We start from the raw sequence: 12,082 nt of genomic DNA, 5'->3' as shown, positions 1-12,082 counted from the left end.
TATAATCACACTATCGAAAGTATAATTAACAATGAGTCATCATACATATAAAAAAAATGAATAATGATAATATAAATGAATTATTCGGATAGGAATTATTTTATGGATTATGTATATATAGATGAAAGTGGAGACTTAGGAAAGGATTCTAACTATTTTGTTATGTCAGCAATTTTAATAAAAAGAGATTATGATCCATTAAATAGAATAATTAAAAATGGTAGAAAAAAATATCCTATAGAAGTTAAAAAAAGCAATGAATTAAAAGCTACTGAAAGTTCAGCTGATTTAAATAAATATATTATTAATGCACTAAATTATACAGAATCAGAAATTTTTACAGCAATTTTAAGAAAAGAAAACATATATAAATTAGATTTTGATAATAATAAAAACTTATTATATGATATTGTTGCTAGTGAAGTTGCTAATTTAATTAATGTTAAAAATCCATTAGAAATACGAATAGATAAATCTAAACCAACAGAAAAATATGTTAATAATTTTAACAGAATGTTTTTGGAGAGTTTGAAAAATAAAAATAATTTTCCTATTGAAATATATCACAGTCATTCACATAGCTACAAACAATTACAAGTTATTGATTGTATTGCTTGGTCTTATTTTCAAAAATATGAATATAATAATAGCGAATATATCAATTTATTGAATTTAAAAACTAATTGTAAAATAATATAAATAAATAAAAGTTCGATATAAAATTAATAAGATTAGAACCTAGCAGCACCCTACATCGCCACCTACTGTGACAAGGCTACTAGGCATTACCCAAATCTTAATATTAAATATGTGTTAAAATGATATATAAAATTTTCGAAGGTGCACAATTGTGCATTTTCACAAAATAACTAAAATGATTTTATATTTATATTAAAAAGAATTTATTATATTATTGTTTTTATAAATCTTAACACTTTTAATTAATTAAAAATCAGAAAAAGATAAATTATCTAAGAAAATAGTAAGACCGGAACCTAGCAGTACCGATTTCGCCACCTTAAGGTGACGAGACATACTAGGCTTTACCCGCATCTTAATACTAAATGTCTTTAAAATACTATATAAATTATTTGGTAGTACACATTTGTGAATTTTCACAAAAAAATAAATTAATTTTAATGAATTTATTCAAATGTTAATACATGATATTGTGTATTTTCACATTTTGAAAAATATAAATAGTTTAAAATTAATTTATAAATAAGGTTTTTAAAATGGAAACTATTAATGAAAATCCTAATATTCAATTAAAAAATTATATTATTGAATATATAAATACAGAAGAAGATTTGATTGATTATCATTACCAAAATATTGATGATGATTATTTTATAGGCCAATTATTTTTAAAAGTTAAAAAAGGAATTTCTTCTAAAGGCTTAACTAATGCAATGGATGAATTCATTGGCAATGTTTTTGATAATTTTGAGGATAAAGAAGAAATTCAAGATATTTTTGAAAAAATAAATATTGTAATGTCTAGATAATTAATTCAAAAAAGATTTAAATTAATCTATTCACACAATTTTTCTATTTTTCCGCGTAAATCTTCTAAACTAACTCCACGATTAAGTGCTGTAAACATTGCTCCACCTGCACCTGCTCCTTCTTTTGCAAATCCATTTAAATATAATTTCAAACCTTCATAGCTAGATTTTTCAAATTCTGGATTTACAACATGTATTGTTAAATCTTCATCTACTTGTGATGCAAGATCAAATAAATCAGCTGATTCATCTTTTGCAACATAAATTGTAGTAGCTAAGTTTATTCTTGAGAAATCAAAATTTGGTTCAATAGCTTTAATTACTGCACATACTGCAACCATTTGAGTTGCACCTGCAAGTATTATAGGTCCATTTCCACCTAAAACTAAACCTGCAACTGCTGGTATGATTGGATCTCCTACTGCACCAATAGCTTGAAAAGCATCAATATTATCAAGGTCTAATCCACTATTTTTTAATCCTTCATTAACTGTTTCAAGTTTAAGTTCATGTGGGTTTGTTGGCATACTCCCACTTACTTTTCCATCAGCAGAATAACCTAATGCTTTTAATACTCCAAGTGCTGTTGTTGTACCTGCTGCAATACTTTCACCAATGACTAAATAATCATGACGAGAATCTAACTCTCTTCCAAGTTCACGAGCATTTTCAAAAATTTCAAGAGGATTTAAAACACCTTTACCTGTTCTAATATCTCTTCCATAATCTGTGCCTAAATTCATTGCTCCAACATTTGGTTTTATTTTAGAACCTGCATCAACAATAACAAAAGGAATATCTCCAATTTCAAGTGAAGCTTTTGTAAGTACAGCAGGTGTTGGTGCAGCTATTCCATCTACAACAGTTTCTGCCATTTTATCTGTACATAGCACTTTACCATGAACCATCAACTCAACATCTGCAGCAGGAGTATATTCTGTTAGTTCAGCTGATGCACCTGCTCCACTAATATTTTCTATTTTTGATGTTTCTGTAGTTCCAATTACACATAAAAATACAGGTTCAAAACCTTTTATTTTATCTAATAATGATTCTGGGCCAAAAGTTGTTATTCCTTCTATCATGTTTTTACCTATATTTTTAATTGTGAAATTAAACATTTAAAGTTTTATAATATAATTAATAAAAATAATATTGATTAATTATTTAAGTGTGAATATTGTGATTTCATTAGGAATTGAAGGAACAGCAGAAAAAACTGGAATTGGAATTGTAAACTCAAACGGTAATGTATTAGCTATGGCTGGAGAGCAATTATATCCTGAAGAAGGTGGAATTCATCCAAGAATAGCTGCAGAGCATCATGCTAAGTGGATTCCAAAATTAATTCCAGAAGCTATTAAAAAAGCAGGAATTACATATGATGATATTGATTTAATTTCATTTTCTCAAGGACCAGGTTTAGGGCCTGCTTTAAGAGCTGTTGCAACTTCAGCTAGAACATTATCACTATCACTAAATAAACCATTAATAGGAGTTAACCACTGTATAGGCCATATTGAAATTGGAAAATTAGATACTGGTGCAGTTAATCCTGTATCATTATATGTTAGTGGTGGAAATAGTCAAGTAATATCTTATGAAAGTGGAAGATATAGAATTTTTGGTGAAACATTAGATATAGCTATTGGTAATTGTCTAGATCAATTTGGAAGAGAAACAGGTCTTGGTCATCCTGGTGGACCAGTAGTTGAAAAATTAGCACAAAATGGAAATTATTTAAATCTACCTTATATTGTTAAAGGAATGGATTTTTCCTTCTCAGGTTTATTATCAGCAGCATTAAGATTATATGAGAAAGGTTCCAAAATAGAAGATATTTCATATTCTCTACAAGAAAATGCCTTTTCAATGCTTGTTGAGGTTACAGAACGTGCATTATCACATACTCAAAAAGATGAAGTAATGTTATGTGGAGGAGTATCAGCTAATAAAAGATTAAGAGAAATGTTAGCTATTATGGCAGAAGAACATGGAGCTGAATTTTATTTACCTGAGATGAAATATTGTGGTGATAATGGAGCTATGATTGCATGGCTTGGATTATTAACTTATGATGCATTCGGTCCAATAGCTATTAAAGATAGTGAGATTATACAACGTTTTAGAGTAGATGAAGTTGATGTACCTTGGGTCGATAATACTAAAAGAATCTTAAAACTACCTGATAATATACTAGCTAAAGGAGCAGAATCAAATATTGTTAAAAGTTCTTATTTTAACACAGAAACAATCTCTAAAGTAAGAATATCTAAAAAATATAGAATAAAAGAGATTGACAATAAAATTATTAAATCAAGAACTAAAAGTGAAGCAAAATTACTTTCAGATATTAAAGCATCTGGAGTTTTAGCCCCTATATTATATGATGTTGATTTAGAAAGTAAAACTATTTTAATGGAAAAAATTGAAGGTAATCTCATAAAAGATGTAATAAATAAAGATAACTCTAAAAAATTAGGAATTTCAATTGGTAATCAGATTGCAAAATTCCATAATTCAGATATAATCCATGGAGATATTACAACATCCAATATAATTTTAAATAATGATAATAAAATTGTTTTCCTTGACTTGGGTCTTGGAAAATATTCTAATTTAATTGAAGATAAAGCATCTGATTTACTTGTTTTGAAAACTTCACTAGAGACAATTGATAATAAAATAAGTAAAGAAACATTTGAACATGTTTTAAATTCATACTGTGAAACTTCAAATATTCCTAAAAAGCAAATTTTAAATAAATTAGATGAAATAGAAAAAAGAGCTAGATATACACATTAGGTGATTTTATGATAACATTTATTACTGGTAACAAACACAAAGTTATTGAAGCAGAAAATATTTTTAAAAATTTTGATATTAATTTAGACCATATTGATTTAGGCTATACAGAAGTTCAAGGAACACTTGAGGATGTAGCTATATCTGGTGCAAAATATGCTAGTCAAAAATTAAATAAATCTGTGATTGTTGAAGACGCTGGATTATTCATTAAATCTTTAGAAGATTTTCCTGGTACTTATTCATCTTATGTACAGGAAACCATTGGTAATGATGGTATTTTAAAGTTAATGAAAGATGTCGATGACCGATACGCCGAGTTCAGGTCAGTTATTGGGTATTGCGCTCCCAATTCTGAGCCCAAGATTTTTTTAGGTAAGGTCAAAGGACAAATTGCTCTTAAAGAAAAAGGAAACTTAGGTTTTGCATTTGACCCTATATTTTATGTAGAGAAAATGGACAAAACTTTTGGAGAACTCACTACAGAAGAGAAAAATCAGTTTTCACATAGAAAAAATTCTCTAGAACAGTTTATAAACTGGTATTCTAGTAATGATTAAAAATAAGTTATATTTATAACATTTATAAAAAAAATACAAGAGGTAATTATTATGGCAAGACCTGAATGGGTAACATATTCTGATGAAGAAATTGAAGAATTTATATTAAAATTTAATAAAGAAGGAAAAAGTACTAGTGAAATTGGAATTATATTAAGAGATCAATATGGTATTCCTAGTGTAAAAGAAGTAACTGGTGAGAAGATCACAGCTATTTTAAAAAGAAATGAACAAGCAGGAGAGTATCCTGAAGATATCATGAATTTAATTAAAAGAGCTGTTAATATTAGGGATCATTTAAAAGAAAATCCTAAGGATTTACATTCAAAAAGAGGATTAACTATCATTGAATCTAGAATCAGAAGATTAGGTTCTTATTATTCAAATGAAGGTGAATTACCTGAAGGATGGAGATATGACCCACAAGAAGCAGCACTCCTTGTTAAATAGAGCTAACGAAGCTTGTGACGTAATTCAAAAACACATTAAAAATGAGGAGATTATACGTATAATCTCCCATAATGATGCAGATGGTATATCAGCAGCTGCAGTTATAGCTAATGCTCTAAAAGAAGAAGGAGCTCAATTTCATACCACCATTATTCCTAGATTAAAACCAGATATTATCAGAGAACTTAGAAAAGAAAAATATAACTTGTTTATCTTCTCAGATATGGGTAGTGCATATTTAAAAGAACTAAGTGCTTTTAAAAGTGATGTAATTATTGCAGATCATCATCAAGTTGAAGATTATGAAGCTGGAGAAAATATCACTCATGTAAATCCTCATTTATTTGGAATTGATGGAAGTAAAGATTTAAGTGGTGCTGGTTCTAGTTATCTTACAATCCGTAATATGAAAAAAGAGCATTTAGCTTATTTTGCATTAATTGGTGCTTTTGGAGATATGCAAGGACAAAATGGTTTTACTGGAGTAAACGAATTAATTTTAAATGATGGACTTGAAGCTGGAAATTTAGAAATTCATGAAGGTTTAAAAATAGTTTCTAAAAACTCAGAACCATTATTTAAATCATTAGCTTATACCTTCTCACCTGCTTTACCTGGAATAACAGGAGATCTTGAAGGTGCAACTGCATTTTTAGAAAAAATCGGCCTATCATACGGCATCAAATTTTCAGATCTTGAAGGAGAAGAGCGAGATATCTTAAAAGATGAGCTTATTAAAATAAATCCTGAAATATTTGGTAATGTTTATACTGTTCCAAAAGAAAATAAAAAACTCAGTGATTTAGAAGAATATTCTTATATTTTAGATGCATGCGGTAAAAACAAGAAATTTGGATTAGGTTTAAGCATAGCTATTGGAGAGCGAGATAAAGCATTAGATGTTGCACTAGACCTTCAAAGAAAATACCGTGATCAACTTATTAAAGGTCTCGAATGGGTTAAAAAAGAAGGTGCCATGCAACTTGATAATATACAATATCTTTATAGTGAAGATAAAGTATTAAAATCAATATTGGGTACTATAGCTAGTATTAGTATTTCTACAAAACTCATAGATAGTAATAAACCAGTTATTGGAATATCACGACTTGTTAATGATATTAAAATTTCAGGTAGAACAACACGAGAAATGGTTGATAAAGGAGTTAATCTTGGAAAGGCTTTTAATGATGCATCAGCTAATTTTCAAGGACAAGGTGGAGGTCATGATATAGCTGCTGGTGCTATGGTTCCTTATGAAAGTATGGATAACTTTTTGAACATTGTTAATGATATTATTGAACATCAAATAAATAGTTAATAAAGGGTTATTATGTATTTAACTAAAAAAGAAGAGAAGATGTCTAATGGTGAATATGGAGAAACCATTAGAAAAAGTATGGATATTTTAATAGCTTTAGGAGATATTTATGAAGCAGAAAAATTAGTAGATATTGAATCTGCTCAAGTTTCTGGTGTTTCATATAAAACTATTGGTGATGCTGGTTTAGAATATCTAGAAGATTTAGCTAGTGATAAATTAGAACCTAGTAATGTTAATTCTACTTTAAATCCTGCAGGTACTGATTTAGATAATTGGAAAAGTTTTAATTTTCCTGAAGATTTTAGTATAAAACAAAATAAAATTGTAGATGCCTATGGTAAACTTGGAATAAATACTACATGTACTTGTACTCCTTATTTAATTGGTAATGTTCCAAAATTTAGAGATCATGTAGCATGGTCTGAATCATCTGCAGTAGCTTATGTTAATTCTGTTATTGGGGCTCGTACTAATCGTGAAGGTGGTCCTAGTGCACTTGCTGCAGCTATTGTTGGTAAAACTCCAATGTATGGGTTTCATTTAGATGAAAATAGAGTTCCGACTACAGCATTTAATGTTGAAACTGATTTAAAAACTATTGATTATGGAGCATTAGGTTATATTGTAGGTAAACAAGTTGGTTCTGGAATTCCTTATTTTAAACTTCAAAATACTCCTAATAACAATGATTTAAAAAGTTTAAGTGCAGCACTTGCATCTTCTGGTGCAGTTGCATTATATCATGTTGAAGATGTTACACCAGAATATAAAAATTCTGAAATTACTGATTTTATTACAATATCAAATAATGATATTAATGAGACAAAAGATAAACTTTCTACAACTGATAGAGAGCCTGATTTAATATGTTTAGGTTGTCCTCATGCATCTTTAGAAGAAATAAAACAAGTAGCTAATTTAGTTAAAGATAAAACTATTAAAAATGAGCTTTGGGTTTGTACTTCTATAAACATTAAAGCTGCAGCAGATAGAATGGGTTTTACAAAAACTATTGAAAATGCAGGTGGACATATACTATGTGATACTTGTATGGTAGTAGCTCCAATTGAAGACATGGGATATGAAGTAATCGGTGTAAATTCTGCAAAGGCAGCAAACTATGTACCATCTATGTGTGGTCTAGATGTAATTTACAAAGACTTATCTGAACTTGTAAAATTTGTTTAAATTTATTGGTGACTATATGAAAAAATGTATAATCATAGGAGCAGGAAATGCAGGTCGTCCTGTTGGAAGACTTTTAAATTATCAAAATAATGAAGTTACAATAGTTGATTCTAAAGATTTCACAGATTTTAATGAAGATGCACAACACTTTTTAAAGTTAATGAAAGATGAAGGAATTAATATAAAATTTAAAAATAATGATGTTGATTTTAATGATTATGATTTAGTTTATCTTCCACCAACAATATCTAAAGATTCCAAACTTTATAAAAATGTTTTAGACTCTAATATTAAAATATTATCAAATGAAAAAGCTAGTGATATGGTATCTTCATTAATTAATGTAGATATTATTGGAATTACAGGAACAATGGGTAAAACTACAACTAGTTTTTTAACAGAAAGCCTATTTAAATCTGCAGGATATAATACTTGGACATGTTCTTCATTAGTATACAATCTTTTAAGTGAAGCTATTGTTAATGATATTATTGAAGGTAAGCCAGATAATTGCGATATAGCTATTTTTGAAATGCCTCATGGGACATTAGGATTACTTTCAACACTTCCTATGAAAATTGGTCTTTTAACAAATCTTAATGGAGATCATTTAGATGAATTTGGAGGATCTCTAGATAAATACATTGAAAGGAAACTTATTTTAGAGAAAAACTCTGATAAGTTCATATCAAATAATAAATGTAGAGATATTATATCTCCTGTTAATCCAAATGCCTATTACTACAGCATGGTTGAAGATTTAGATGAAAATACAGTTAATTTTATAGGTAAAGCACTAAAAGAAGCATTAAATATTAGCTATTCATTTAATGATATGAAAGGAGATTTTACATCTACTTATCATATGATGAGTTATTTCTTTGAAAATGCACTTGCAGCTAGTTCAATAGCTTTATTATATGGACTTAAAGAAGAAGATATTATTAATGCACTTACAGACTTTAAAGGATTACCTGTCCATATGGAATACCTTGGAGATTATAATGGACGTAAAGTCATTTTAGATGCAGCTTTCCTAGAAGAAGGAATGAAAAAAACTTTAGAATATTTTACAAATGATAATTTAGTCTTATTTATAGATCATTTTGATACATCTACAGAGCGAGATAAAAAAGACGTTGGTAAACTCTGCGGAAAATATGCGGATGTTATAATAGCTAGTGGATATAATGAATTTAAAAGAACTGTTGAAATGGATGCAGCAGAAGAACTTTTAAGTGGAGTTCAAAATCCAAATGTTAAAAAAATAGCTTGCCCAACTATTGAAGAGGCTGCTGAGCTTTGTTTTAAATATTCTAAAAAAGGTGATGTAATTTTACATATTGGTCCTTCAATAGCAGCATCAAGAGAAGCAGTAACAGGGAAAATTAAAGAAGGAATTGAAAGTGGAGCTAAAAAGTATAAATAAAGAAGATTTTACAGATAAAACTACTTTTGGAGTCATTGGGATTTGTGGAATCGTTGGAAATTTAGTATCTAGAATATTAAAAGATAAAGGATATAATGTTATAGGTACTGACTTATCTAAAAAAGAAGATTGTACATTTTTAAAATCATTAGATGGTTATGATATAGAAATTTTCTATGAGCATCATCCAGAAGAGTTTTTTAATAAATCTGATTATATTTTCTATCCTCCAGGTCTTTCTAAATCAATTGATTTATATAAAACCATTCAAGATAAAAATATTCCTATTATAGAACTTGATGATATTTTTAGATTATTTAATCCTGATAAACCAGTTATAGGTGCAACTGGTACTAATGGTAAAACAACTACAATAAGTCTTTTAAAAACTATTTCTAAAGATTATGGTTTAAAACCGTCTGAACATAACTTATTAAATATGCAAGGAAATGCTGAATATATTCCTGCACTACAAAGTCTTTTAAATGGTGATGTAGCTATTTTAGAGGTAGGTACTTTTGGAGATAAGGGAAGTATTGCTCGAACAGTAAAGCTATCAAAGATGGATTGTGGAATAATAACTAATATCACACCAGATCACCTAGAACTGGGTAAAGACTTTTTAAGCTATGCTAATATTAAAGGAGAAATGATTAAAGAGTTAGAAGGTAAAGAGCTTATTGTAAATTCTAATGATCCAACAATAATGGGACTTTTAAAAGATCATGATTTTAAAGGGAATCTTATAACTTTCTCAGTTGAAGGAGATATTTCTAATAAAAGCACAAAACAATGTACTTGTGGTAAAAAATTAAAAATTGATGAGATTATATCAGGTTCAGGTTATTATCATTGTCTTAATTGTGGATTAGAAAACATTGAAGCTGATTATGTGGCTAAAAACATAGATTTAAACAATAACTCATTTATTTTAAACACACCAGAAGGTGATTTTAAAGTTGAAATGGTTTTAGAAGGTATACATAATGTTTTTAATGTAACTGGAGCCATTATTGCATCTCATGAATTTTTAAAAATACCATATGATGAAATTCTTAAATCTATTTCAAATTTTACTGGTGTTCCAGGAAGAATGGAAACTATTGGAATAATTAATGATAAAAAAGTTATTGTTGATTATGCTCATAATCCAGGAGGAGTAGAAACTGTTTTAAGAGAATTTAAAAAAATTTATGGTGATTTTACACTAATTTTAACAGTATCTTCTGAGTCTGGTCAAAAAGGTGATTCTATAATTTTTGATCTTGGATTAGACTTTGCAAAATACATCATTCCTGTATCAAAATCATCAGATAAAATAGCTAAGTTAAAAATCCATGAAGATCCATCTTTAAAAGATAAAATAATATTAAGTGAATCTAATTTTAATAAAGAAGGTACTCTTGGGGCAAGTAAAGAAGATCTTTTAAAAGGCTTTAAGAAAGCTTTAAAAACTGATAGTAAAACGATTATAGCTATTGGTGAAGCTGCAATAAAATTTAAAGATGTTTTTAAATAGTGTGTTTATGCATAAACTCACATCATTACAAAGGACAAATATCTTTTGAATAATGTTTAATTACATTCATTATGTTTTTTTTATATTATGATTTTTTTCTGAGGTTATTTAAGGACTGTTAAATATTTAGAATATATTATAAATATTAAAACAAAACTTTAAAATATACACATAAAAAAAATTTCTTTAGAGTAAATTTTTAGGGGTCTATTTTTTTTATGATTCTGAAAGAGTTTGTAGGTCTGTTTTTTTGTTATAACCGATTGTTGTAATTAGTCCTGCTAAAAATACTCCTAAGATTGTGATTTTTTTCACTGATTTTGGTGTATATTTGTTTATTTTCTTTAAATGTAATCCTTGTTTGCATAATTTAAAAAAATCTTCGATTTTTCCTCTTATTGGTTTATATTGTTTCCATTTTTTGATTAATTGGATTAATTTTTTGGCATTGTTTTTGTAAGACTTTTTGAGCTTTTTTGTGTCTTTATTTTTTGAATAGATGTCTAATGGATAGGATAATAACCCTTCTAATTTTTCTATTTTAATGTTTCCTTTTGGAAAAATGAAAGGGACAATGTTGTACTTTGCAATTCCATGAATATAATTATTGTAGCTGTAATATCCTTTATCAAATATTATTGTATCTTCTTTTTTTAATAAACGTCTTCTTTTTAGTTCTTGTAATATTTCATCAAATATTTTTGTATCGTGTTTTGCTCCAGAATGTATTAAAATAGCAACAGGTATTGCAGATTCATATTCTATCACTACTGTTGCTTTAAATCCAATATAAAAACCTTGCGAGCTTGAATAACTCCATTTCAGATCAAGTGATTTTAAATGTTCTTTACTTCTTTTTTTTCTTTTAACATTAAAATTTAAGTCTACGGGAGTTGCATCAATAATATAAGTCATTTTTCTATTTCTACGATGTAATTTAAATGTTTTTAATATCCTATTTGTAATTTCAAGAATTTGATCCTCAGAAATTTTTCCAAAAAAGTTATAAATCTGACTTGTTTTAGGAACACTACTAATATTAAAGAATTGTCTGAGTTCTAAACTATTATTTAAATCATTAACAATGAAATTAATATCTAAATCAAAAAATAAACCTGTAAAAATAATTTTTAAACATAAAATGAACAAATTAATGTTTTTAATACCATATGAAGCCATTATTTTCTGACTATTTGTGCAATCGATAATTTTAAATATTTTATCTAATAAAATATAATTTGGGTCGTTCTTTACATAATTAAGGTGATGTTTCATTATAATCGCCAATTATACTTTGTA

General features: G+C 27.7%; 11 protein-coding genes. 9 read left to right on the top strand and 2 right to left on the bottom strand.

The features are described 5' to 3' along the window. Window positions 1-102 precede the first annotated feature (102 nt). Together ACA134_RS00890 and ACA134_RS00885 are read left to right on the top strand one after the other, a co-directional pair. On the top strand, window positions 103-699 hold the full coding sequence (locus ACA134_RS00890; RefSeq protein WP_409200313.1) for a DUF3800 domain-containing protein: 597 nt from the start codon (window positions 103-105) through the stop codon (window positions 697-699). Window positions 700-1,235: 536 nt separating this feature from the next. Beyond that, window positions 1,236-1,508, top strand: a complete 273-nt coding sequence (locus ACA134_RS00885; RefSeq protein ID WP_409200312.1) for a hypothetical protein — start codon at window positions 1,236-1,238, stop codon at window positions 1,506-1,508. 26 nt (window positions 1,509-1,534) lie between these two features. Here the strand turns inward: ACA134_RS00885 and cobT are convergent, their stop codons facing one another. Next, the gene (gene cobT / locus ACA134_RS00880; protein ID WP_409200311.1) at window positions 1,535-2,593 is read right to left on the bottom strand and encodes a nicotinate mononucleotide-dependent phosphoribosyltransferase CobT; all 1,059 of its coding nucleotides are present in this window, start codon (window positions 2,591-2,593) and stop codon (window positions 1,535-1,537) included. 88 nt (window positions 2,594-2,681) lie between these two features. On the opposite strand from cobT, the gene ACA134_RS00875 reads away from it, so the two are divergent. Genes ACA134_RS00875 through ACA134_RS00845 form a run of 7 tightly spaced genes read left to right on the top strand, consistent with a single transcriptional unit; the run spans window position 2,682 to window position 10,783 of the window. Further along, entirely contained in the window at window positions 2,682-4,313 is a 1,632-nt protein-coding gene (locus tag ACA134_RS00875; RefSeq protein WP_409200310.1) for a bifunctional N(6)-L-threonylcarbamoyladenine synthase/serine/threonine protein kinase, read from the top strand. Between the two features lie 8 nt (window positions 4,314-4,321). Further along, window positions 4,322-4,873 carry an XTP/dITP diphosphatase gene (locus ACA134_RS00870; protein ID WP_409200309.1) on the top strand — a complete coding sequence of 184 codons (552 nt, stop codon included), beginning with the start codon at window positions 4,322-4,324 and terminating at the stop codon, window positions 4,871-4,873. Between the two features lie 51 nt (window positions 4,874-4,924). Next, on the top strand, window positions 4,925-5,323 hold the full coding sequence (locus tag ACA134_RS00865) for a 30S ribosomal protein S15 (protein ID WP_409200308.1): 399 nt from the start codon (window positions 4,925-4,927) through the stop codon (window positions 5,321-5,323). After that, the gene (locus ACA134_RS00860) at window positions 5,313-6,644 is read left to right on the top strand and encodes a DHHA1 domain-containing protein (protein WP_409200307.1); all 1,332 of its coding nucleotides are present in this window, start codon (window positions 5,313-5,315) and stop codon (window positions 6,642-6,644) included. The genes ACA134_RS00865 and ACA134_RS00860 overlap by 11 nt, the downstream gene beginning before the upstream one ends. A 12-nt stretch (window positions 6,645-6,656) precedes the next feature. Further along, the gene (locus tag ACA134_RS00855) at window positions 6,657-7,835 is read left to right on the top strand and encodes an aconitase X (RefSeq protein WP_409200306.1); all 1,179 of its coding nucleotides are present in this window, start codon (window positions 6,657-6,659) and stop codon (window positions 7,833-7,835) included. A gap of 16 nt (window positions 7,836-7,851) precedes the next feature. After that, window positions 7,852-9,264 carry a Mur ligase family protein gene (locus tag ACA134_RS00850; protein ID WP_409200305.1) on the top strand — a complete coding sequence of 471 codons (1,413 nt, stop codon included), beginning with the start codon at window positions 7,852-7,854 and terminating at the stop codon, window positions 9,262-9,264. Next, window positions 9,242-10,783 (top strand): Mur ligase family protein, encoded by a 1,542-nt coding sequence (locus ACA134_RS00845; RefSeq protein ID WP_409200304.1) that lies wholly within the window; start codon window positions 9,242-9,244, stop codon window positions 10,781-10,783. Before ACA134_RS00850 ends, ACA134_RS00845 begins: the two co-directional genes overlap by 23 nt. A gap of 216 nt (window positions 10,784-10,999) precedes the next feature. Here ACA134_RS00845 and ACA134_RS00840 read toward each other — a convergent pair whose 3' ends face one another. Then, a complete protein-coding gene (locus ACA134_RS00840; RefSeq protein WP_409199331.1) occupies window positions 11,000-12,058 on the bottom strand; it encodes a transposase in 1,059 nt (352 codons plus the stop codon). Window positions 12,059-12,082: the final 24 nt, after the last annotated feature.

Source organism: Methanobrevibacter sp. DSM 116169 (assembly GCF_046197865.1).
GTDB lineage: Archaea > Methanobacteriota > Methanobacteria > Methanobacteriales > Methanobacteriaceae > JAHKLT01.
Note: the sequence above shows the minus strand (reverse complement) of the source record. Positions and strands in the feature narration are given on the sequence as shown.